General features: G+C 37.3%; 18 protein-coding genes. 11 read left to right on the forward strand and 7 right to left on the reverse strand.

All coding sequences use genetic code 11. The features are described 5' to 3' along the window. Positions 1–9 precede the first annotated feature (9 nt). Positions 10–375 carry a VanZ family protein gene (locus C1724_RS00580; protein ID WP_102344822.1) on the reverse strand — a complete coding sequence of 122 codons (366 nt, stop codon included), beginning with the start codon at positions 373–375 and terminating at the stop codon, positions 10–12. Positions 376–581: 206 nt separating this feature from the next. Here C1724_RS00580 and C1724_RS00585 point away from each other — a divergent pair, with 206 nt between their 5' ends. The 3 genes from C1724_RS00585 (at position 582) to C1724_RS00595 (ending at position 5,184) form a co-directional block, all read left to right on the forward strand. Then, a complete protein-coding gene (locus C1724_RS00585) occupies positions 582–1,049 on the forward strand; it encodes a hypothetical protein (RefSeq protein ID WP_258000245.1) in 468 nt (155 codons plus the stop codon). 248 nt (positions 1,050–1,297) lie between these two features. After that, positions 1,298–3,262, forward strand: a complete 1,965-nt coding sequence (locus C1724_RS00590; RefSeq protein ID WP_180994073.1) for a S41 family peptidase — start codon at positions 1,298–1,300, stop codon at positions 3,260–3,262. Positions 3,263–3,351: 89 nt separating this feature from the next. Beyond that, positions 3,352–5,184: an S-layer homology domain-containing protein gene (locus C1724_RS00595; RefSeq protein WP_102344824.1), complete on the forward strand. Its 1,833-nt coding sequence runs from the start codon at positions 3,352–3,354 to the stop codon at positions 5,182–5,184. 2,897 nt (positions 5,185–8,081) lie between these two features. Here C1724_RS00595 and C1724_RS00600 read toward each other — a convergent pair. Continuing rightward, entirely contained in the window at positions 8,082–8,927 is an 846-nt protein-coding gene (locus C1724_RS00600; RefSeq protein WP_102344825.1) for a helix-turn-helix domain-containing protein, read from the reverse strand. A 597-nt stretch (positions 8,928–9,524) separates the two neighbouring features. On the opposite strand from C1724_RS00600, the gene C1724_RS25355 reads away from it, so the two are divergent. Further along, positions 9,525–9,695, forward strand: a complete 171-nt coding sequence (locus C1724_RS25355) for a hypothetical protein (RefSeq protein WP_180994074.1) — start codon at positions 9,525–9,527, stop codon at positions 9,693–9,695. 166 nt (positions 9,696–9,861) lie between these two features. On the opposite strand, the gene C1724_RS00605 is transcribed toward C1724_RS25355, so the two are convergent. Further along, on the reverse strand, positions 9,862–10,347 hold the full coding sequence (locus C1724_RS00605; RefSeq protein WP_102344826.1) for a YwpF family protein: 486 nt from the start codon (positions 10,345–10,347) through the stop codon (positions 9,862–9,864). A gap of 144 nt (positions 10,348–10,491) precedes the next feature. Between C1724_RS00605 and galU the strand changes: the two genes are divergently transcribed. The 4 genes from galU (at position 10,492) to ssb (ending at position 13,040) form a co-directional block, all read left to right on the forward strand. After that, complete coding sequence (gene galU, locus C1724_RS00610; protein WP_102344827.1) at positions 10,492–11,388, forward strand: UTP--glucose-1-phosphate uridylyltransferase GalU; 897 nt, start codon at positions 10,492–10,494, stop codon at positions 11,386–11,388. A 357-nt stretch (positions 11,389–11,745) separates the two neighbouring features. Continuing rightward, entirely contained in the window at positions 11,746–12,033 is a 288-nt protein-coding gene (locus C1724_RS00615) for a hypothetical protein (protein ID WP_102344828.1), read from the forward strand. Further along, complete coding sequence (locus C1724_RS00620; RefSeq protein ID WP_102344829.1) at positions 11,999–12,253, forward strand: hypothetical protein; 255 nt, start codon at positions 11,999–12,001, stop codon at positions 12,251–12,253. Before C1724_RS00615 ends, C1724_RS00620 begins: the two co-directional genes overlap by 35 nt. 403 nt (positions 12,254–12,656) lie before the next feature. Then, entirely contained in the window at positions 12,657–13,040 is a 384-nt protein-coding gene (gene ssb, locus C1724_RS00625) for a single-stranded DNA-binding protein (protein ID WP_102344830.1), read from the forward strand. A gap of 183 nt (positions 13,041–13,223) precedes the next feature. On the opposite strand, the gene C1724_RS25360 is transcribed toward ssb, so the two are convergent. The 4 genes from C1724_RS25360 to C1724_RS25270 are packed head-to-tail and all read right to left on the reverse strand — an operon-like array spanning position 13,224 to position 18,157. Continuing rightward, positions 13,224–13,364 carry a hypothetical protein gene (locus tag C1724_RS25360; protein WP_180994075.1) on the reverse strand — a complete coding sequence of 47 codons (141 nt, stop codon included), beginning with the start codon at positions 13,362–13,364 and terminating at the stop codon, positions 13,224–13,226. Positions 13,365–13,366: 2 nt separating this feature from the next. Further along, the gene (locus C1724_RS00630) at positions 13,367–16,243 is read right to left on the reverse strand and encodes a DEAD/DEAH box helicase (RefSeq protein WP_102344831.1); all 2,877 of its coding nucleotides are present in this window, start codon (positions 16,241–16,243) and stop codon (positions 13,367–13,369) included. Continuing rightward, positions 16,236–17,930, reverse strand: a complete 1,695-nt coding sequence (locus tag C1724_RS00635; RefSeq protein ID WP_102344832.1) for a hypothetical protein — start codon at positions 17,928–17,930, stop codon at positions 16,236–16,238. Before C1724_RS00635 ends, C1724_RS00630 begins: the two co-directional genes overlap by 8 nt. A gap of 38 nt (positions 17,931–17,968) precedes the next feature. Further along, positions 17,969–18,157: a hypothetical protein gene (locus C1724_RS25270; RefSeq protein ID WP_180994076.1), complete on the reverse strand. Its 189-nt coding sequence runs from the start codon at positions 18,155–18,157 to the stop codon at positions 17,969–17,971. Between the two features lie 466 nt (positions 18,158–18,623). Between C1724_RS25270 and C1724_RS00645 the strand changes: the two genes are divergently transcribed. From C1724_RS00645 to C1724_RS00655, 3 genes are read left to right on the forward strand one after another with little or no spacing between them, the layout of a single operon-like run. Next, on the forward strand, positions 18,624–19,499 hold the full coding sequence (locus C1724_RS00645) for a TetR/AcrR family transcriptional regulator (protein ID WP_102344834.1): 876 nt from the start codon (positions 18,624–18,626) through the stop codon (positions 19,497–19,499). Positions 19,500–19,541: 42 nt separating this feature from the next. Beyond that, a complete protein-coding gene (locus C1724_RS00650; RefSeq protein WP_180994077.1) occupies positions 19,542–20,810 on the forward strand; it encodes an efflux RND transporter periplasmic adaptor subunit in 1,269 nt (422 codons plus the stop codon). Positions 20,811–20,812: 2 nt separating this feature from the next. After that, positions 20,813–23,926 (forward strand): efflux RND transporter permease subunit, encoded by a 3,114-nt coding sequence (locus C1724_RS00655; protein ID WP_102344836.1) that lies wholly within the window; start codon positions 20,813–20,815, stop codon positions 23,924–23,926. Positions 23,927–23,950 lie beyond the last annotated feature (24 nt).

Here is a 23,950-nt window from a genome sequence, read left to right on the forward strand (position 1 = left end):
ATGAACTGCTTATCCTTTCATCTTTTTTCTAACAAAATAAAAGGCAACTAATACTCCAATCGTATCCTTTACGAAGTCGATCACTGTTGCAGAACGATAAGGAACGAAAGCTTGGTGTATTTCATCGATTAAGCCATAGGCGATCGATAGGATCGCGATAACGAGGTTGGAACGCAAGGTTAATTTTTCGGAAAGCTTTAGTGACAACGCCCATAACAAATATAAAATTCCGAATTCAATTAGATGTAACGATTCTTTGAATAGGTTATCAAAAGAGTAATTTGTGTCGATGATGGCGTCGCTAGGTAAGCTAGATAATATCCAAATTAGTACCATATAAAGATAAGGACTTAAAATAAGCAAATATTTAACCATAATGAACTCCTTTATATTTAGCGCTATTAAAGTTTCCCTGTTGATTTCCACTCCAATCAACATAGCAGCTGTATCAACAATAAGCTTTAACGCGGCCTATATCTAAAATATCTATTTAGTTTATCTTGTTTTACACATGCACAACTCATTTTACCACCATTTCCTGAATAGCTTGTAATATAAATTAAAATTATGCAGGTGATGTTGTGTCCTATAAGAAAAGCCCAATTGTATTTGTATTGATGCTTATTTTAACTCTGATTGGCTTGTCAGTCCTTTATATTGCTTTTTTTAAGCCATTTCCAAGTCAGCAGGCAAAAGAGGTTGTTGAAGCATTTTATAATTATGAGCAAAATGGAAACTTTGCAGCGTCATGGGCGCTGTTTCATTCGAAAATGAAAGAGCGCCTTCCAGATGCTACATACGTTGAGGAAAGAAGTAATATTCTTAGAAATGATTATGGTGTAGTAACGTTTCGGTATTCGATCGGTTTTCCAAATAAAGAGAAAAACTGGAGCATGACAGAGGATTCACCGCCATTTGATGTTGTCTATGAAATCCCGGTCACACAAATGTATAACGGAAAATACGGCAACTTTGAGATCCATCAAGATGTATTTGCTGTCCAAGAAGGCGATGAATGGAAACTGTTATGGGATTATAAAACTAACTAACAAGTAAATTCGACCGACAAGTGCCTGTCACTTGTCGATTTTGTTGAATTTGTTGAATTTGTTGAATTTGCCGAACTTGTGGTTCGGTAGGTGCCTGGCACCTGTCGAAACGCGAATAAAATCACAATTTGTAAAACCGTTGTTACATCTTTTCGTTTCGTTTAATGGTAAGATGGGTATGTAGAATTAAATGGTAATGTGTTGAATTACCTACTAATTTGGCAAAATGTGAAAAGGGAGAGAACTTTGTGCAATGTTCCTGGATTAAACAGAACAAGCTATTATTTTTATTAACTACTTTTATACTATTTTCATTCAATTCCGGTGTGGTAGTAGCTGATGATTTGGATGAAGTTCGCGAATTATTGCGTGATGGCTATTATTTGCCGGTCAGTGAGGAGATTTTGAATAAGCCGAGTATTGATGAGATTGTTGCTGAGCTCGATCCTTATACAGAGTTTTTTACGTTAGAAGAATTTAATGAATTTAGAAATACAATTGATATGAATTATGTCGGAATTGGAATTATTGGTGAAGAAAATCCACGCGGTGTCCGTGTAGATTATCTTTTTGAAAAAGGGGCAGCGATTTCATCAAGCTTGCAAATAGACGACATCATTATTGAAGCAGATGGTACAAGCCTAGAAGGGCTAGCATTGGAAGATTCGCAAATGTATCTTCTAGGAAACGAAGGAACAGCTGTTAAACTTAAAGTCTTTCGTCCAAGTACGAATGAAACCTTCTATGAAAGTATCATTCGAGCGACAACAGAATATGCACCAACTGTTGATTCGGCAGAGCTGGCAGGGAATATAGGTTATCTTGGCTTACATAGTTTTAATGAGGAATCAGTTGATGAGTTAAAAGCTGCGATTACAACTCTAGATGATGTGGAAGGTTGGATTTTTGATCTTCGTTTTAATGGTGGAGGATATTTAGATACAGCTCAAGATGTAGCGGGGTTATTTCCTGCTGTTGACACCACTATAGTTATTGAGGGGAAAGATCAAAAAAAGATTGCGTATACAGCGATGAAACAATCTCCGCAGTTATTAGAACCTGTATTTTTACTAATTAATGAAGAAAGTGCCAGCGCTGCAGAAATTTTAGCGGGTGCTGTAAAAGATCACGGTGCCGGTACGCTTTATGGGCAAACAACCTTTGGTAAAGGGGTCGCACAATCTGTTTACGAGTTAGAAAGCGGCAATTTATTTAAAATGACAGTTGCTCAATTTTACACGCCTAACGGTGATCCGATCAATGAAATAGGCATACAGCCAGATGTTGAAACTGAACTGGGTGTGGAGCTGCAAGTTGCCCACAGAGATCTTATTTTACAAGATGAAAATATAGAAAAGATAGAAAATGAAAAATTTGCACAGTTCCTTGCTAGAAACCCAGTATTCACTTTGGATTTACAAAGTCCCTTACGTGAAGGTGAATTGGAAAAAAGAATAACGTTATATCAACTAGGTGGGCAAGAAATTGATATCGATGTTAAGCCAACATCGTTGACAACATATGAAATACGACCAAGTGAAACGCTAGACTATTATTCTGCATATCTATTAAAAGTACAAACAGGAATAAAAGCCTATGTTATAGAGTTTGAAACGTCTGATAAAATAGATGAAAATAATGGTAATTTAACAGATTTTGTCGATGTAAAAGATGATGCTTTCTTTGCAAATTCTATTGCAGCGTTAACAAATGAAGGCTATATCAAAGGTATTGGCAATGAGCAGTTTGGACCTTACCATTATGTAACAAGAGAACAAGCAGCGGCGCTGTTTACACGAATTTTTAATTTAAATACATCTAATGTTAGTAACCCAGGATTTGCGGATGTCGATGAAGATGATTATTTTTACACATCTGTTGCTGCTGTAAAAGAGGCTGGAATTATGAGCGGTAAAAGTAAAGATCGCTTTGGAACGGGAGATATACTAACTAGACAAGAAATGGCTGCACTGTTAGCACGAGCATTTGATTTGCAAGTAGAAGAAGGAAAGATGCCATTCTCTGACATAGGGCGCTCACCGTTTTCAACTGATATTTTAAAAGTTTATCAGTCTGGTATTGCTAAAGGGGTTACCGAAACTACATTTTCACCAAATAAAGGTGTGACGAGAGGTGAGTTCGCCATCTTTTTATATCGTGCATTAGTTCATACCCAAAGCAATGGCATGATCGTTGTGGAAAGTATAAATTAATAGTTTTTTGTTTGGACCACTCTATTTAAAAGAACTAATATTTTAGCCTACTATATAGAACTAAACTTAATTGTGAATGGAGGTCATGTATGAAAAAGTGGATGTTCATACTGGTTATTTTGCTGCTAACGATTACAAATAGTGTTCAAGCTGCGGCCGTTGATGATATTACAGGCCATTATTTTGAAACAGAAATACGTACATTGGACAAACTTGGGATTATGAACGGCGATGGACAAGGGCATTTTTTTCCTAACCAAGAAGTAACACGAGCGCAATTTGCTGCTTTTCTTAACCGATCACTGCAGTTGCCTAAAACAGAAAATAAGCCGTTCGTTGACGTTGAAGGCCATGGGTTGGCACAAGAAATTAATAATGCCGCCGCTGCTGGCTTAATTAACGGCGTTGGTGAAGGGAAGTTTTTACCGAACCGCACGCTTACACGTGAAGAAGTGGCGCTAATGGTGAGCCGCGTGTTGAATAACAATGGTTTAACTGCTGATCTTCAGCCTTTGAATTTTACAGATACTGCAAAAATAAAGTATGCGGACGCCATTCAACCGATTTTTACATATGGAATAATGAATGGCTATGGTGATGGATCGTTTCGCCCTCAAGAAGGAGTAACGCGTGGTCAGACAGCCAAGGTTATCATGAATATGTACAAACTTCTTGAAAAAGTAAAAAAAGAACGCGAGGCGGCTGCACAAAAGGAGAAGGAAAAGGCCGAGGAAGAAGCTAGTCAAAAGGCCGAAGAAGAAGCAAAACAAAACGATTCAAATAAAGACGAAATCGATGATAGCAACAATGAGCGCGACGAAGAATACAGCTCAAACCTAGATGGGCCGCTTATTGTTATTGCTAAGAAACTGTTAAACATTTATGAAAATAATTTAAAAAGCCAACGAACATATGTCAATGTAGAAACAGAAATGAAGTATATTGAGGAAGATCGCAATTCGATCAAGGTTGAGCTAGCAGGCGCGACCGGTTATGTAAAAAAGGAAGACGTGAAGCTCGTGCCAGAGAGTCAAGTGGTTAATCGAGCTTATTATAAGGTTGTAAACGGACATTTACGACATTATCTTGCTCAAAATGGTAGAATGGAAAGCTATATTTTTGGACGAGCTCCATCGTTTATGGATGAAGGCGATAAAGATTATAGCTTTGATGGCCGTACTTTTAGCGACGGAACATTTTATCAATACTTTAACTATATGCCCGTATTGTCCGAAACATCTTATAGTGGCGAGGACCTAGATGAGTTCGTTGCATCAGAGTATCCAGAGTCACCGTTAATCGGCTTGGGGGATGTATTTAAAGATGCTGAGGAAGAAACAGGCGTGAACGCACTATACTTGTTAGCGCATGCGATCCATGAAAGTGCGTGGGGCTATAGCAAAATTGCAACTGATAAGTTTAATTTATATGGTTTAAAAGCAATAGATGCAGATGCATATAACGCGGCAATGGAGTTTGATAGCTTTGAAGACAGTATTTTTTACGCTGCCAATTATGTAAAAGATAAGTATTTAATACCAGGTGAGCGCACCTTCTATTTTGGTTCATTTTTGGGCAATAAAGGCGCTGGCATGAACATGTTTTACGCGTCAGACCCGTTCTGGGGCCAAAAAATTGCAGGCTATATGTATCGCGCTGACCGTTATTTAGGCAACGATGATTACAATCGTTATACGTTAGCGATGAGCAAGGTGCCATCGTTAAACGTAAGGACAGGTCCAAGCACAAACGATAGAGTGCAATATGATCTTAAATATGCCGGTGTTGCGATGGTTGTTTTAGATGAAATCAAAAGAAGTGATGGCGTTTGGTACAAAATCAAATCTGATCATCCAGATTATGAAGAAGGCTATATTTACGCAAGTGGCTCTAAAGGGGAATTTGCGGAGATTATTAATTAATGCTTGTTAAAGAACTGACTTCATTCAGGTAATGGAAGTCAGTTCTTTTTAGTTTGTATTTGAATTGTTGTAAGTATAGGGTATTGTACGTTTGGAAGTCTCCGCTAGACCCCGTTTATGTGAGTATGAGGTAGTGTATGTTTGGAAATCTAGGCAATGTCAGGTTTATGTGAGTATGAGGTAGTGTATGTTTGGAAATCTAGGCAATGTCAGGTTTATGTGAGTATGAGGTAGTGTATGTTTGGAAATCTCCGTGAAACCCGGTGTTTTGTGAGAATAAGGTACTGTATGTCCGCAAAAATTCTATCCGGACAAATAAGCCGTTATTTAACCCAAAAAAGCAGTTTCATAGAGTTAAGCGGACATATGGTACGCTATTCCATAAAAACAAGGTCTTTATTTAATAAAAGCCACTAAATAAGGCATTCAATGTCCGTGAAACATCGCGCAGCCACGTTATTTGCGAGAATATGGTACTGTATGTCCGCAAAAATTCTATCCGGACAAATAAGCCGTTATTTAACCCAATAAAGCAGTTTCATAGAGTTAAGCGGACATATGGTACGCTATTCCATAAAAACAAGGTCTTTATTTAATAAAAGCCACTAAATAAGGCATTCAATGTCCGTGAAACATCGCGCAGCCACGTTATTTGCGAGAATAAGGTACTGTATGTCCGCAAAAATTCTATCCGGACAAATAAGCCGTTATTTAACCCAAAAAGGTTGTTTCATAGAGTTAAGCGGACATATGGTACGCTATTCCATAAAAACAAGGTCTTTATTTAATAAAAACCACTAATAAGGCATTCAATGTCCGTGAAACTTTGCGCAGCCCCGTTTTAAGTGAGAATATGGTACCATATGTCCGCAAAATTTCTATGCGGACGAATAAGCCGTTATTTAACCCAAAAAAGCAGTTTCATAGAGTTAAGCGGACATATGGTACGCTATTCCATAAAAACAAGGTCTTTATTTAATAAAAACCACTAATAAGGCATTCAATGTCCGTGAAACTTTGCGCAGCCCCGTTTTAAGTGAGAATATGGTACCATATGTCCGCAAAATTTCTATGCGGACGAATAAGCCGTTATTTAACCCAAAAAAGCAGTTTCATAGAGTTAAGCGGACATATGGTACGCTATTCCATAAAAACAAGGTCTTTATTTAATAAAAACCACTAAATAAGGTATTCAATGTCCGTGAAACTTTGCGCAGCCCCGTTTTAAGTGAGAATAAGGTACCATATGTCCGCAAAATTTCTAGGCGGACAAATAAGCCGTTATTCAACCCAAAAAAGCAGTTTCATAGAGTTAAGCGGACATATGGTACGCTATTCCATAAAAACAAGGTCTTTATTTAATAAAAACCACTAAATAAGGCATTCAATGTCCGTGAAACTTCGCGCAGCCACGTTTTAAGCGAGAATAAGGTACCGTATGTCCGCAAAAATTCTATCCGGACAAATAAGCCGTTATCTAACCCAAAAAAGCAGTTTCATAGAGATAAGCGGACATATGGTACGCTATTCGATATAAACAAGGCCATTTTTTGCTGAAAACCACTAAATAAGGCATTCAATGTCCGTGAAACTTTGCGCAGCCACGTATTTTGTGAGAATAAGGTACCATATGTCCGCAAAAATTCTATCCGGACAAATAAGCCGTTATCTAACCCAAAAAAGCAGTTTCATAGAGTTTTCCGGACATATGGTACGCTATTCGATATAAACAAGGTCTTTATTTAATAAAAACCACTAAATAAGGCATTCAATGTCCGTGAAACTTCGCGCAGCCACGTTTTAAGTGAGAATAAGGTACTGTATGTCCGCAAAAATTCTATCCGGACAAATAAGCCGTTATCTAACCTAAAAAAGCAGTTTCATAGAGTTTAGCGGACATATGGTACGCTATTCCATAAAAACAAGGTCTTTATTTAATAAAAACCACTAATAAGGCATTCAATGTCCGTGAAACTTTGCGCAGCCCCGTTTTAAGTGAGAATATGGTACCATATGTCCGCAAAATTTCTATGCGGACGAATAAGCCGTTATTTAACCCAAAAAAGCAGTTTCATAGAGTTAAGCGGACATATGGTACGCTATTCCATAAAAACAAGGTCTTTATTTAATAAAAACCACTAAATAAGGTATTCAATGTCCGTGAAACTTTGCGCAGCCCCGTTTTAAGTGAGAATAAGGTACCATATGTCCGCAAAATTTCTAGGCGGACAAATAAGCCGTTATCTAACCCAAAAAAGCAGTTTCATAGAGATAAGCGGACATATGGTACGCTATTCCATAAAAACAAGGTCTTTATTTAATAAAAACCACTAAATAAGGCATTCAATGTCCGTGAAACTTCGCGCAGCCCCGTTTTATGTGAGAATAAGGTACTGTATGTCCGCAAAAATTCTATCCGTACAAATAAGCCGTTATCTAACCTAAAAAAGCAGTTTCATAGAGTTTTCCGGACATCTGGTACGCTATTCCATAAAAACAAGGTCTTTATTTGCTGAAAACGACTAAATAAGGCATTCAATGTCCGTGAAACTTTGCGCAGCCACGTTTTAAGCGAGAATAAGGTACTGTATGTCCGCAAAAATTCTATCCGGACAAATAAGCCGTTATTCAACCCAAAAAAGCAGTTTCATAGAGTTTTCCGGACATCTGGTACGCTATTCGATACAAACAAGGTCTTTATTTGCTGAAAACCACTAAATAAGGCATTCAATGTCCGTGAAACTTCGCGCAGCCACGTTTTAAGTGAGAATAAGGTACTGTATGTCCGGAAAAAATTCTATGCGGACATTTGATTCGTTATTTATCCAAAAAATCTCACAAAATTTCTACACGGACATATAATCCGTTATCCCCCCCAAAAGGCTTTCCAATATAACTCATATATTACTTCCCAAGTTCATGAATAATCGAAACCCATCCCGGAATTGTTGCGCTAGTGCTGTTTCCCCTAAATGCTCATAGACCTTACAAAGCAAAGCATAGAAATCTTTTAGCAAAAATAAGCTTTCATGCTCCACACACCAATGTATTCCTAATTCACAATAATAAACGCAATCCTCGTACTTGTGATCTTCAAGTTTCGCACATGCCAAGCTATGAAAGAGCTGTGTTTTAAGATGCACATCATGAAGAATCCCTAATTTATTTATGGAGCTTAAACAATGTTGATATATTTCGTAGGCTGCTTGCCTTTCACCACTATCCAATTTAATACAGGCTAAACTAGCCAGGATGTGAATTTCCCTTTCATGGTAAATTGTACCAGATTTATGTGTGACTTGAAGGGCTTGGGTCAATAGCTGTAATGACTTTTCATAGGAGTGGTCTACAAAATAAATGGCTAACGCTTCATTCCAAAGCAAATATTGACGATAATGATCAGTAGCTTGATAAAGTGTAGTTGCTTTAGCTGTTTTAACCAATTTGGCAAGCTTTTTATAATCTTTGTTTTTCCTAGCAGCATTCATTTGCGTAATCAAATTATCAATGTATTCCAATCGTTCGGTTGCAGCAATTTGATAGAAATAATTAACGTCCTTACCTAATCTGTCAGCTATTAAAAATAGTGTTTTAGCTTGCATGTTCGTATCACCATTTTCAATTTTACTAAGGCCACTTTGCGATAGTATTCCATGGAATAACTCTTTCTGACTTAGCCCTTGTGACAAGCGCAGCTTTTTTATTTCCTTCCCAACTCGTGAAAAATCAAAACAACCAACCATCCACGCACCTTCTTCGTAGGAAATTCTTATAGTAATATCACTTTTCAAATTACGATAAATATTACGTATTTCCTTCTAAAAATGGCAAATAGAAATGAAATATTAGTGAATATTGAATTTTGTGAACCATATTTTCCTTTGTATAATGTAGAAGAAAAAATAGGGGGTGATGCCTTTATTATTGTAGAAAACTCAGAAGAAACGGGGGTTTTAAAATAGAGTTAGCATGAATGCGATAGGAAAGTTGAAAGAACTGATTTTTCAAGGTAATGATATATGTTGTGATGTGAATCCATCCAAAAATGTCATCGCATGCATCAACATAAGTGAAAGCTCACTAACAGTATCCTCCATGGCCATAATAGCTTAGGAGACATACCTTTATTCTCATACTCAACTCTATTGTGGACACATTGAAATGAACTCTTCAGTCAGGAGACCTTGCTCAAACTTCGGATCAGTATGTTTTTTCGGTATAAAGCTTTACAGGTTTATGTTAAATAAAATGGAAATTATGAATCAATCTATCAACAAAATTGAAAACGCGATCAAAATAGCTAAGTCCTTATTGAGGTTTATAAAGGGAGACGTAAGTTGATGGGAATAACTAAAAAAAGAAAATATTATGTTCCATATTTATTTGAAAAAAGACATTATGTTTATGAAAACCAGGAAGGTGCTAATCGAAAGCCTTACATGATTATGATTAATGAAGACAAAAGTGACAATGGTCCTGATTTGTTTGCAGCTCCGGTAAAAAAGAAATAAAAAATGGAGATATTAAAATTAAAATGCAAACTCCTACTAGTATAGACGCATAAGTCGTGTACTGCTAATGAAAATAGCCCTCACAATTTTATAATTGGAGGGCCTCTATGTTATTCCATAGGGAAGGAATACGAATTTAATTTCCTACAAAAGATGTAGGAGTTCACTACTTTTCAATACGTCTAGCCTTGATTTCCTTCATTTCTTGGTCAATCATAATTTGAAATGCAGGTCCTCGTTCTTTTTTCATACGTTTGAATTCCGACATTAAATCCTCGCCAGTAATACCTTTATCAATTAAATCTTTTAAGATAATATCAGAGAAATTTTCTTTCCGGATTATTCTTGTCGCATCTAACAATAACTGTATTCTGTCTTCGATACTTTTAGTCTCGCGGACGGTTGCTACAAATGATGCGGGTCGATTATCCTTCGAGGTAATTGCCGCCTCGACCAGAAGAGGTTCAGCTTTTTCTTTTAACACATCAAAGAATTCTTTATAATCTTTACTTAATAAACCTTCTAATAACCAATGATCACCTTGATCTTCTTTGTTTATTATAAGACCATCTTCCAAAGGTATCTCATGCGCGGTTGTTTTTTCATCTGTTTTAACATAAATTGTTAGAGAACATAGTCGAAATGTTTTCACGATAAACCTCCTAGTTGTTGAGGAAGTGTTTAATTTTATTATAACATGAAATATATATTAATTTTACCATTATGTTTGAGATCGTACCATATTTTGAAAAAATTTGTTTAATATTATACTAAGTATAGTAATTGGGGGAATTTTATGCAACAAATTAGGAAGGTTATTATACCTGCGGCTGGTTTAGGTACTCGTTTTTTACCTGCAACAAAGGCGCAACCAAAGGAAATGCTGCCGATTATTGATAAACCTACCATTCAATATATCGTTGAAGAGGCGGCTGCTTCGGGAATTGAAGATATTATTATTGTAACTGGTCGTGGTAAACGGGCAATCGAAGACCATTTTGATAAATCATATGAGCTAGAGGAAACGTTAGCAAAAAAGGAAGAATATCATCGGCTTCAGGAAGTTCAAGAAATCGCGGAAATTGCCAATATTCATTATATCCGGCAAAAGGAGCCGAGAGGTCTAGGGCATGCGATTTGGTGTGCACGTAAGTTTATCGGAGATGAGCCTTTCGCTGTCATGCTTGGTGATGATATTGTAAAAACAACTGACGAACAAGAGCCTTGTTTGAAACAGTTAATGAATGTTTTCAATCGATATCATTCATCTGTTGTCGGTGTGAAACCTGTTCCGGCTGAGGATGTTTCAAAATATGGAATTATCGCGCCCAAAGGAAATGAACTAGAAAAAGGCGTTATCCATGTCGGTGCTTTGGTAGAGAAACCTGCTTTAGATCAGGCTCCGTCTAATTACGCAATTATGGGACGTTACATTTTAAGACCAGAAATTTTTGGCGTTTTAGATCATCTATCGCCAGGTGCTGGCGGTGAAATCCAGCTCACAGACGCCATTAATGCCTTAAACGAACATCAAGCAGTATTAGCCAACCACTTTCAAGGAACGCGTTATGATTTAGGCGATAAATTTGGCTTTATAAAAGCTACGCTCGATTTTGCTTTAGAACGGGAAGATATCAAGGATGAGGTATTTCGCTATTTGAGAGATATTGTTGAAAAAACGAATACTTATTAAATAGACTAGCCAGCAAAAAAAGTTTATGAAACGATTTGCTGGCTTTTTTTTGTGCAAAAATAGTAGGGCACAAATAAATATTTAGAAGTATATCCGAATATTGAACGGGTTCGTATAAAAGGATAGAGTTCTAGCCTTCTATCTATATTTCAAAATTAGAAAAACTAAAAACCTCTTAAAAAAAGTTAAATTTTATTTGAAGTTTGATTTTGCGGCTGGCTCATAGGGCCAAAATTAAAAATTCCCCTAGGGCAAAATTAAAAATTCCAAGGCACTTTTCCGATCAATTTTCAAAATTACCGATTTGCATATAAAGTTAGAAAAAAGTATTTTAGTAGTGTGAAGGGGAGAGGTTACATGATCGTTGAAGAATATGACGTAACTTTTGTTATTAAAAGTCCACGAAAACCACCGGAGCTAGTTGTTGTCTACGTGTGCCTTTCGGAGGCGCATTATAAACGAAACCCTACTCAAAATAAAGAAGAGGTGATCGTTCGAAACGGCTTATTTTTACTTTCAGATCGCTGCGTTTTTCATCCAGGAGTTGTTATTAAACTAGTAAAATATCAACAATTAGGGTTGAATCGTATTGAAGAAAGGATAGGTCAAAATGGATCCGCGAAAAGTGAAAGCTTTAGTCATTGAAACAATCTCTGTCCTTGATTACATGTTTGATGAAATTAGAGAGTTGAAAGAAAACTCAATTTCAAGGAGGGAATATGAGAAGTTGGAAAAACAGCTTGAGGTGTTATCCCTTCAAGTAGCAAAAGTTACACAAGAACGAAACAGGAAATTATATTATTTGCCTAAAAAGAACGCAATTCCTGTGAAACTAGAAAAGTCAGAGTTAGATGTCTTCAACTAGTAATCCTCTCCGTGCTTTGACTGAATCAACCATCAATATGTTTAACCTCTCAATAGAATCAATACCCACGATTCTGCATATTGGATAGTGGAAGATGTAAGGAAAAGCACTCCCCGTTTTACTTTAAATTTGTGACTTAACTTTGACTATGTTTCCAGGTTTAACCGACTGTAATACTCCGCCTCAGGAACTTTAGTAGAAATGAGTAAGGTAAATGGAGGATAGCAGCACTTAAATCCCGATTGGTTCAAGAGCCTTTAAGTAGTAACTATCAGTGAAGAGGGTACCTCTCTCACCGATGGTAGTTTCACATTTCCTGTTAATTTGATTCCTTACATTTTAAAAATTACACATCATGCTGCTAAATAAGGTGTATTTTAAAATCCAAATAGGAGTGAGTGATATGTTCAATCAAGTAACTTTAATAGGGCGAATTACGAAAGATCCGGAATTGAGGTACACATCTGAAGGAATAGCGGTGACAAATTTTACCCTTGCATTAAATCGAAATTATAAAAATAGTAACGGCGAGTATGAAGCAGATTTTGTTAATTGCCACATTTGGAGAAAGAATGCAGAAAGTACGGCAAACTATTGTCTTAAAGGATCACTAGTTGGAATTACAGGTAAACTGCAGTCGAGACATTATGAAAATCAAGAGGGTGTCCGCGTTTATGTTACAGAGGTCTTATGCGATGATATCCGCTTTATTAGCTTAAAGACTCCTAACAATAATCAGACATTTAGCGGCGAGCTTGTCAAAAATAGTGAGGTGGTAGGTACTTAAATGGTTATTATTTAGTCGTAAAATAAGAGAGGGTTCGGCCCTCTCTTATAAAAGGTTTATTTTCACAATACCATATATCAAGGTGTAATGGATAAAGGGAGAGTTAATCATTACCTTCGAAATGCGGTATAGATAAAAAACAGGCTGCACTCCTGCAACCTGTTCATACAAACATAATCCTAATTATTTCTTCTCCAACTTTTTTTTCATTTCTAAATATAGCTCTTGCCAAAGCTCACTCATGCCACTGTATTTCTCATTTACGTTAGCTTTCTTAGTCGGAGACGAAGTGGATTTCTTCGTAGTCTTTTTTATCTTCTCCATGCTTACTCGCTCCAATCATTACGGAGTGTAAATAAATCTCGCAGTTCATCTGTTGATAGCTCTGTAATCCAATTTTCACCTGAAATAATTTCATCGCTCAACGATTGCTTTTTATCAATCATTTCATCAATTTTTTCTTCCAACGTGCCGGTTGTAATTAACTTGTGTACGTGTACAAAACGTTTTTGACCGATGCGATAAGCGCGGTCTGTTGCTTGGTTTTCAACAGCAGGATTCCACCAACGGTCATAATGAATAACGTGGTTTGCAGCCGTCAAATTCAAGCCTGTTCCGCCGGCCTTTAATGACAGAATCAACAGCTTTTGCTCACCGTTTTGGAAGGAATCAATGATCTTATCACGATCTTGTTTGGTTAAGCTGCCTTGAAGGAAATGAACTTTCTCACGGAAATGTTCCCCAAGTAATTTCTGAATAAGCTTACCCATACCGATATATTGAGTGAAAATTAAACAGCTTTCCTGCTGATCGATGATATTTTCAGTAAGCTCCATCAATTTTTCCATTTTGTGTGAACGCTGCACGGCCGATTCATCAATACTAATTAAATCATCTTTTAAATACAAGCTTGGATGATTACAAATTTGTTTTAGCTTTGTTAGCATGGATAATATCAGTCCGCGTCGCTCCATACCTGAAAGCTTTTCTATGCGCTCAAATGTATCTTGAATTAATTGTTCATATAGGGAAGCTTGCTCAACTGTTAATGGAATATATTCTTTTTGCTCCTGCTTGTCAGGCAGATTTAAGCTGACACTTTCATCTTTTTTCGTACGCCGTAGCAGGAACGGTTTCACAAGCTGTTGGACAATTTTTACTTTCTTCTCATCTTTATTTTTTTCAATTGGTGATACAAATCGTTTTGTAAAACTATTAAGACTTCCTAAATAGCCTTTATTCATAAAGTCAAAAATCGACCATAGCTCTGTTAAACGATTTTCAATCGGTGTACCCGTTAAAGCAATTTTATGAATACCGTTCAAGCCGCGAATCGCTTTTGATTGCTTGGTGAACGCATTTTTTATATTTTGAGCTTCGTCTAAACAAATGGTACTCCAATGGATGTTTCCTAAATCTTCTTCATCAATTTGTGAAAGTCCATAGGAAGTTAAGACAATATCTACGTCCTTAACATCTTCCGCTAAATCTTCGCCTTTTTTTCGATTTGAGCCATAATGTAGTCGCACCTTTAGCGAAGGAGAAAATTTCGCCAACTCCTTTTGCCAATTGCTTAGCACCGATGTTGGACAAATGATTAAAGCGGGTGTACTTGGCTTTTCGTGATTTTTTACATATAAAAAGTAAGTAATCATTTGGACCGTTTTACCTAGTCCCATGTCATCGGCCAAGCATGCTCCGAATCCAAACTTACGCAAAAACAACAGCCATTCTACACCTTGCTTTTGATATGGCCGCAATTCCCCGTGCAGATTTGATGGTATTTCGACCTGAGGAATTGCATTAAGATTATGCAGTTGGAATACTAATTTTTCTAAATGACTGCTAAGCTCAACTTGAATTTGCGAAAAAGGATTATCAAGCTCATCGATGCCGTCAGCATCGTGGCTATCAGCAGCTTGGAGCCATTCTTGTGCAAGTACATCTTGAAAAGATAAACCATCTTTTTTGACCTTCTGCATAATTTCTTTCACTTGTTTAACAAAAGAAGGATCAAGCTTCATCCAACGGCCATTTACTTTTATTAACCGACGATTATCCTCGACCATTTGAAAAAAGTCATCTTCATTAAGCTCCGAGTCACCGGTCGCGAGTTTCCAATCAAATTCACTAATTGATGAAAGTCCTAACATCGATTGCTGTGCAGAACCAACCGATGACCGTAATTTAATTTTAAGCTTTGGGTTCATAGCTTTGATTTCTTGCCACCAAGAAGGCAGTAGAACTTGAACGCCAGCTTCGGCAAGCTGGATACTGCCATCCGTTAAAAAGTTCCATGCTTGATCTTCACGTAGATGCTGAAGAATACCAAACTCCTCATCCTCATTTTTTAACCAAGGAACAATTTGACACCACCACTCAAGGCTTTTATCAACCTTATCAAGGTTATCATGCCATTCAAGCGGTACTTGAAGGAGTGATTCTCTGTTTTCGAGCGGAATGATCATATTGTCATCGAACTTATCTCGCAGCATAATATCTAACTTCCAGCTATCAATAGTTTCAGAAGGATTAACGACATCAAGCTCTTCTTCCGATACTGGTTCACTTAATCGTAGTTCAACTGTAAAGGGGGCTTGGTCTTGCTGCCAGCCAATGCTTTCCAACCACATTTCTTCATTAAACAATTCGTTTGATTCATTGTTTTCAACCTCGATTAACGGATAATGTTCAAGTATTTCTGACCAAATCACGTTTAATGTAGGATCTGCAGTGATGCATTCTGCTATTGCATTGGAAATCCACTTTTGAATAAATTCATGCGAGAAAGCTGGAGGGTATTCTTGAAAGTCATCCATATTCCTCATTAATGACCACCCAAATGCACCGTTTTGCCAACGCTGAAAATCAGGTTTGAATTGACCTGAGCTAATGTCGTGAAAAATTGTGGGCGCATGTTGCTTTAACCATTGTCCTTTTTCACACCATTGTAATGTAAACAAAGATGAATCATTTTGGTTTGCAAAGAAATGTAAGGTTTCCCAAGGTGTTAACAGCACACCTTGATTAAATTCAGTTAAAGCTGTTCCGTAATAGCTTTCTGCATGCCAAGAAAACACAAGTTTTTTCCATTCTTCGATACGTGCACGTCTTCCGCGTTGGTCGCTCGCTTCAGCACACATTAAAAAATGATCATTTTCAAGGTAATCGATTGTCATAAAATAAGTGGTTTGCTTAATCATTGATTAATTTTCCTTTCCCTTTTCGCAATTCCTCTTGAAAGGCTCTTAATCTTTTATATTTTTTTGCAAGAAAATCTATATAATGATCCCATGTTGTTTCGTTTTTTAATGAACGATAATGGGTTCTAAGCTTACGTAAATATTTAGCCGCTTGCCGATAGGCATCGCGGTTTTTTGCATTAATTAAGTCTTCAATTGCATTGTGTAAAAGCGGAAGGATGCAAGCGCGATCCTCTTTTTCAATTCTTTTAACAAGCTCGGTATCAATATTTTCGAATGAAATGCCAAGAAATAGCTGGAGCTCTGTCCATTTGCGAAACTCTTGTTTTTCAAGTAAATACTCACTAAATTTGTGATAGCTGTAGGGTAGCCACTTTTGTAAAGTATGAAGATAGGCCACTTGTTTATTATTTTTTTCTGAGTATTCTTCAATGAAATATAAATAGAAGTCGGTTAGCTCGCGCTTAAGCTGCTGCTCACCAAATTGATGGATATATTGATCCATTCGCTCTTCCACAAATTCAAGCCATTGTTCAAAACGTGACCATTGCTCGCTTTGGGCCAGCGCTTTAACCCAGGTTGAATAATAATAAACCTCGCGTGCGTCTCCACTATTTAAAATATTAATGGCTTTTCCGTCGTTTTCTCTCATAAATTCAAATTGTGCTAACGCAAGTCTGCATTCTGATGTGAAGTGAACCTTCCCAAGTTTTCGCAGATGTTCTTCTTTTTGAAACTGCAAGGTAAACTTCTGTTCTAATTCGTCAAGCCAGTTTTTGCGATTTAATAAATTGGAACAAATAATTTGAAATAAATAAAAGCGATCATGCTGGAAGTCTCTTGAGTTTAATAATATGTCCATCATGCGCTGGCCTGTTGCAGATAGAATTTTTTCATCATCGCTGTTAACGGTGAAATCATTATTATGAATGTCCAACAGTATGTCCAGTATATCTTTGATTATTTGATGTACATAAGTGCCGAGATGCTGGTGTACATATGTTGAAGATTGAATCGATTTCGCTGTTTCAAATAATTTTTCAATGGTATAAAGCGCAGCATGAATGTGAAATAAATCGTTTCCGAGTTGTGATGGTGGTTTTTGGACGTCTAAAATCATTGGATAAAAATCTTCAAAAATATTTCGAATTAACTCAACATCACGGTTGTAAGCGAAATAAAAACTATTTTGCTGTTTCTTTTTCTTCATGAATTGATCATATACAGTGTCAAAATAGTGCAGCCAGCTTGAAAGGGAATTGATTTCATAAGGCAAATCCTCAGTCGTACTTGCTTTCATCTTCTTTGAAGAATCTTTTTTTGATGGCTTGGTTATTGCCTTTTTCCAATTTGCGTAAAATTGCCCCGGGCTATCAAATAATGAAAATACATAAAATAACGCTGCTAATTTATGAACGCAAAACATATCTTCTGGTTCACCACAGCTGCAAAAGCTGATTTCCATAAAGTCTAGCTCTAACTCAATTTCAAATGTTTCACCTTCATCTAAAACATTGGCAGAAATCGTTTCATCTTGAACCTTGGCATTAAAAACAAAGCCATTTCGATATAGGAAAATAGCCCTTTTAATTAATCCGATGTCTTCTTCATAGGCTGGATTAAATAATGTATTAAGTTTTTCGATGCAATAAGTTATTTTTTCTTTTGGAATTTCATTTAATAACATTTGTAGACACCACCATCTGGAATCAAATCATCCTTCCATTATACCTTAAAGTGAACAACCATTTCACGTTTTGTGTGGATATAATGCAAGTATCCCGAATAGTGTCCGAGAAGTATTCCGCCAAGCGTACCGAAATGTGTTCTGAGAAATGTTCCGAGAGGGCCAAGCGTACCGTCAAGTGCACGGCCAAGCATACCCGCCAAGCGTACGGCCAAGCGTACCGGCAAGCGATCTGACACCGACAAGTGCCTGTCACTTGTCGGGATTTGACGAAATGCACCCTGTCCAAAATCGACAAGTGACAGGCACTTGTTGTATTTTGTTGTAATTTGTTGTAATTTGTTCTAATTTGTAGTAATTCATTGTAATTTGTCGAGGGTTATTAGGGGCGTGGATTTTGTGCTTGGCTCTGTTCGAAATAATTGTTGGTGCATTAGCAATACACAGTAACTTTTTGTTTCGAAAAGGCGTCTTATTTATTGCTTTTTTCTGTTCATAATTAAGAAACTTTTCATGCCATTCCATCGTATGTAAAAAATGCGTAAAGGCCCACTTCTTCATTGAAAAATTAGTCCATATGGATTATAGTTAAAAAGTACTGACTGACCGGTCAGTAATTATCGGATGCTTTTATATAGAATAAATAATAAATAAGAAAGGTGATATCCGCTTTTAAAGTAATGAGGTGATTGAATGAATGAAAAAACACAAAAAATGATTCAAGTGGGGATGAAGCTTTTTACTAAAAAAGGTTTTCATAATACTTCTATTCAAGAGATCGCCGATGCATGCGGTGTTTCGAAAGGAGCGTTTTATCTTCATTTTAAGTCCAAAAAGGAATTTGTTATCGCGATTTATGAATATTACTATAGCACAATGAAAACAAACCTTGATAACATCGAGCAGCAAGCTGATTTGGATGCTAGAGAAAAGCTAGCGAAGGAAATCACTGTTTTTTACGAAGAGTTTCTTAAACAAAAAGAATTTATTATTATGCATTTTCATGAAAACTTTCAAGTTCATGAAGAGTTGGAAAGTCTTATCTTGAAAATGAGGTCCGAGCTGTTTGACTGGCTTGAAAGAAGATTACTAGATGTTTATGGAGATGCTATACAGCCTTTTATTGTTGATGGTGCAACATTAGTTACTGGTTTATTAGATTCATATTTAAAGATTATGTTTTTTACGGGAGTAGACGTTAATCTTGAAGAAATTGGACGTTTTCTAGTCCGCCGAATTGATGACATGGCTTTCGGGATGATAAAAACAGAAAAAAGTCCGCTTTTTACAAAATCAATGCTAAAACCGTATTTTCAAAGTGTATTTAGTAGAAATGTAAAAGAAAAGGTTGCTAATGAACTAATCATAATGAAAGAAAAAGTAGACAGCCTAAGCATTGAAAGCATGCAAAAACAGGATCTCTATGAAACACTTGAAGTCCTACTAAATGAAATAAAAAAGGAAGAACCACAAAAGATCATTTTCCAAGGAATGCTATCCAATTTACAAAGCATTAAAGAATTAGAGGAAAACAGAAATGAAGTAGCGACTATACTTCAACTTAATTAACAGTTATAGGAAAAACCTCGCAATATGGGAAGGAGATTGGCAGTGAAAGGTAAAATTCAAAAAACACTTAAAACAGGCATCGTGTTCATGGTGGCTAGTTCAATTGCGCTTGCAGGCTGTGCAGCAAAACCCGCTGATCAAGAAGCACAGGTAGAAAAACAAACTCCTGTTAAGGTTGCTGCGATAGCAAACAGTGCATTAAAGGTAGACAAAGAGATTGTAGGTAAAATGAAAGCTGATTCTAATGTGGCGGTTGTGCCTAAAATGGCAGGAGAACTGATTTCGCTAACTGTTGAAAAAGGTGATCAAGTCCAAAAAGGTCAAGTCATTGGTAAAATTAATGATCGCGATTTACGTACATCCCTTCAATTACAGCAAGCAGCACTTGAAGCACGGAAAGCAGCTTTAGATGTTGCACTCGCAGATAAAAAATCAGCACAATCAACTTTAACGAATCGACAAACAATTGATTTAAACTCCATTCAAGTGGATTGGGAAGATGCAAAGAAAAGCCTTGAACGTACAAAAGCATTATACGAATCAGGTGCAGTTTCAAAGGTTGATTATGAAGCGGCTGTGACTCGAGAACAAAAGCTGAAACTTCAATATGAACAAGCGCAACAAAATATCGAACAAGCTGAAATTGGAATTGAAAAGGCAGGCATCGGTATTGAAAGTGCACAAGCACAAGTTAAACAAGCTGAAATCAGTGTAAAACAAGCCCAAGATGCACTTGCTGATGCTGCAATTATAGCCACACAATCAGGTGAGATTGTCGAAGTAAATGCTGAAGTTGGCGATACAGTAGGTCAACAATCACCATTAGTTACGATTGTGTCGCTTGATCCGATCATAATTGAAGCAACGGTAAGCTCGAACCAATTAAACTTATTTAAAAAAGGCGCTAAAATTAACGTTGATATTTCAGTGCTAAACAAGCAAGTCGAAGGTGTTGTGAGCTACATATCACCAGTAGCAAATCAGTCAGGATTATACACAGTAGAAGCCAAGATTAACAATGCAAATAAAGAAATCAAGCCAGGTATGATTGGTAAGTTTGTCATTGATCAAGTGATTGTGAAGGAAGGCTTACTTGTTCCAACTGAAGCGATTGTTGAACAAGGTGGAGAGTCAAAGATTTATGTAGTGAGAGATGGCAGAGCAGTTGAAGTTACAATTGAAGTAATTGAAAGTCAAACAGTTTTAACGGCTTTTAAGGGCGATGTAAAAGAAAATGAACAAGTTGTAATTAAAGGACAAAATACATTAACGGACGGTAATTTAGTGAACATCATCGAGGAGGGCAAGTAACCTTGAAATTAGTAGAAACTTCAGTCCGTCGCCCTGTCGGCGTTTTTATGGTCGTCCTAGCCATTCTTGCATTAGGGTTTGTTTCCTTAACAAACTTAAAGGTAGATTTATATCCTGAGGTAGACCTGCCAATAGCTGTTGTGGCAACAAGTTATTCAGGTGCAGGTCCAGAAGAAGTTGAAAAAATGGTGAGCAGGCCGCTTGAAGCAGCGTTGACATCGATTGAGGGTGTTGACACGATCCAATCGCAGTCACAAGCAAACTCATCTCTTGTTATTTTAATGTTTGCCACGGGCACGAATCTTGATAATGCCTTATTAGAGGTTCGTGAAAAAGTTGACCAAGTAAAAAGCATGCTGCCAGAGTCTGCCAATGATCCGTCGGTTCTAAGGTTCAATCCGCAGCAAATGCCGGTTATGTGGTTAGGGGTAACAGGTGATGAACCTGAAAACCTTCAAGAAATTGTGGAAAATACAATTCAGCCGCATCTTGAGCGTGCAGAAGGTGTTGCATCTGTTGGAATCGAAGGCGGTAAAAAGCGCGAAATTTTAATTGAATTAGATAGTGCAGCCCTTTCACTTTATGGAATAACGCCTAATCATGTGATTTCAGCGTTGCAAAGTGAAAATCGTACAACATCAGGTGGTATTATTACAAAAGGTTCACAGGAATTGCAAATTCGTGTAGATGGCGAGTTTCAATCATTAGATGATATTAACAATACAATCATCCAGCTACCTTCGGGTGATACTGTTAAAGTAAGCGATGTTGGTACATTAAAGGATACGTATAAAAAAGTTACATCTATTTCAAGAGTGAATAACGAACCATCATTAGTTTTATCAATCTTGAAAAAATCAGACGGAAACACAGTTGAAGTTGCGGATGAAGTTTATAAAGCAATGGATGAAGTGAATAAACTTCTTCCTGCTGGTGTAAAAGTATTTAACGTATTTGATACATCAACATTTATTCGCGATTCCATTAGCTCTGTAGTTTCTAATATGGTTATCGGTGGTATTTTATCGGTTATCGTACTGTTCTTATTTTTACGCAGTATAAGACCAACGTTAATTATTACTGTTTCCATTCCGTTTGCAGTTATCGCCACATTCGTTATGATGTATTTTGGCGGTCAAACATTAAATGTTCTATCGCTCGGTGGTTTAGCGTTAGGAATCGGGATGATGGTGGATAACTCGATCGTTATTTTAGAAAATGTATATAGCTATCGTCAAAAAGGTGCATCGGTAAAAGAAGCGGCGATTAAAGGTGCGTCCGAACTAGGGTCAGCCGTTATAGCATCGACAACAACTAGCTTGGTCGTATTCTTGCCGATTGTGTTTGTTGATGGTATTGCATCAGAATTATTTACGCCGTTAGCTCTAGCCGTTTCGTTCTCGTTAATCGGTTCATTAGTGGTGGCGTTAACGTTAGTTCCGGTGTTGTCATCCAAGCTATTAACGAAACCAATAAAAACAAGTGAAATGAAAAAGAATTTGTTTGTCCGTTTCTTTGAAGGCATTAATAATTTATACCAAAAGTTGCTGAATTGGGTTTTAAAGCACCGTAAAACGACTGTTATTTTAACAATCGTTGCCATTGTAGCAAGCTTTGGCTTGACTCCAATGGTTGGTACAGAGTCCATACCAGCTTCAGATCAAGGGCAACTTCAAATTACGTTTGAAACACCGTCAGGTACAACTCTTGAAGATACAGAAGCAGTAGCCAATCAAATTAATGAAGTTTTAGAGCAGCATAAAGATGTGTTGGAAGTTAGTTACTTGTCAATTGGCTCAAACCAAATGACTGGAACGGGCGGCAGTGCCAACTCAGGTAACTTCCAAATTCAGTTGGTAGATAAAGAGCTCCGCGATGTAACGACAAAGCAATTTGTTACTATTGTTTCTGAAGGTATAGGTGAAATTGCTGGTGCCGAAATTAAAGTCTCTGAAATGGAAGGCGGTTTAGGCACTGGTAGTCCAATTCAGGTTAAGATTCACGGAGCTGAGCAAGAGGTTTTAGAAGAAATTGCTGAACAAGTAACATGGTTGATCAGTGATATAGATGGTGCGACAAATGTTGAAAGCTCAGCATCAGAGGGGCGTCCTGAAATACGCGTTGAGGTAAATCGCGAAGTTGCTGCGCAATATGGTTTGTCATATCAACAGGTTATGAATGAAGTCGAAGTTAGCTTTAATGGTCGCCAAGCTACAACATATCGAGAAGATGGTGACGAATTTGACGTTCGAGTTATTCTTCCAGAAGAAAAGCGCGTGCAAATTAGCGACTTAGAAAATTTATTTATCCAAACAGCGAGCGGTACGCTTATTCCGCTTTCAGAAGTAGCGGAATTAAAACAAGTAATGGGACCAGCGCAAATCTCTCGTGAAAATCAGCAGCGTCAAATTAACGTAACAGCTGATATTAATGGACGCGATTTAGGTAGTGTGTCAAAAGACGTAACAGCTGCGTTAAATAGTATGAACTTCCCGGATGGATACGGTTATGATATCGGCGGCCAATCTGAGGAAATGATGGAGTCCTTCACGAAACTAGGGATGGCGTTAATCTTCTCAATTTTCTTAGTATACGTCGTGATGGCCGTACAGTTTGAATCGCTAATTAATCCGTTTGTCATTATGTTTGCGATGCCGACGACACTTGTCGGAATTATCGGCGGTTTAGCGATAACAGGACAGTCATTTAGTATCCCAGCGTTTATCGGGATTATTATGTTAGCGGGTATCGTGGTTAACAACGCAATTGTGCTAGTTGACTATATTAATATTTTAAGAAGTCGTGGCTATGATCGAACTGAAGCCATTCTTGAAGCAGGCCCAAGCCGTTTACGTCCAATTTTAATGACAACATTAACAACTGTTCTTGGAATGGTGCCACTTGCATTAGGATTTGGTGAAGGCGGCGAAGCGCAAATTCCAATGGCCGTTACGATTATCTTTGGTCTATCAACATCGATGTTCTTCACGCTACTATTTGTACCAGTTATGTACACGATTTTAGAGGATATCACGAATAAAATTAAACGTTTATTTAAACGAATATTTACAAGAAAAAAGAAAAACGTTCCAGAAGAACCGACGATTGAGATGTAAGATTTTCAGTAAGGTGGTGGTAGC

Origin of the sequence: Bacillus sp. Marseille-P3661 (assembly GCF_900240995.1) — a bacterium.
Lineage (GTDB): Bacteria > Bacillota > Bacilli > Bacillales > Bacillaceae_J > OESV01.

Excerpts from the sequence above, each read along its gene's own strand:
- C1724_RS00580 (WP_102344822.1), bottom strand. The coding sequence starts at position 375 with ATGGTTAAATATTTGCTTATTTTAAGTCCTTATCTTTATATGGTACTA.
- C1724_RS00595 (WP_102344824.1), top strand. The coding sequence starts at position 3,352 with ATGAAAAAGTGGATGTTCATACTGGTTATTTTGCTGCTAACGATTACA.
- C1724_RS00600 (WP_102344825.1), bottom strand. The coding sequence starts at position 8,927 with ATGGTTGGTTGTTTTGATTTTTCACGAGTTGGGAAGGAAATAAAAAAG.
- C1724_RS25355 (WP_180994074.1), top strand. The coding sequence starts at position 9,525 with ATGGGAATAACTAAAAAAAGAAAATATTATGTTCCATATTTATTTGAA.
- galU (WP_102344827.1), top strand. The coding sequence starts at position 10,492 with ATGCAACAAATTAGGAAGGTTATTATACCTGCGGCTGGTTTAGGTACT.
- C1724_RS00615 (WP_102344828.1), top strand. The coding sequence starts at position 11,746 with ATGATCGTTGAAGAATATGACGTAACTTTTGTTATTAAAAGTCCACGA.
- C1724_RS00620 (WP_102344829.1), top strand. The coding sequence starts at position 11,999 with ATGGATCCGCGAAAAGTGAAAGCTTTAGTCATTGAAACAATCTCTGTC.
- ssb (WP_102344830.1), top strand. The coding sequence starts at position 12,657 with ATGTTCAATCAAGTAACTTTAATAGGGCGAATTACGAAAGATCCGGAA.
- C1724_RS25360 (WP_180994075.1), bottom strand. The coding sequence starts at position 13,364 with ATGGAGAAGATAAAAAAGACTACGAAGAAATCCACTTCGTCTCCGACT.
- C1724_RS00630 (WP_102344831.1), bottom strand. The coding sequence starts at position 16,243 with ATGATTAAGCAAACCACTTATTTTATGACAATCGATTACCTTGAAAAT.
- C1724_RS00635 (WP_102344832.1), bottom strand. The coding sequence starts at position 17,930 with ATGTTATTAAATGAAATTCCAAAAGAAAAAATAACTTATTGCATCGAA.
- C1724_RS00645 (WP_102344834.1), top strand. The coding sequence starts at position 18,624 with ATGAATGAAAAAACACAAAAAATGATTCAAGTGGGGATGAAGCTTTTT.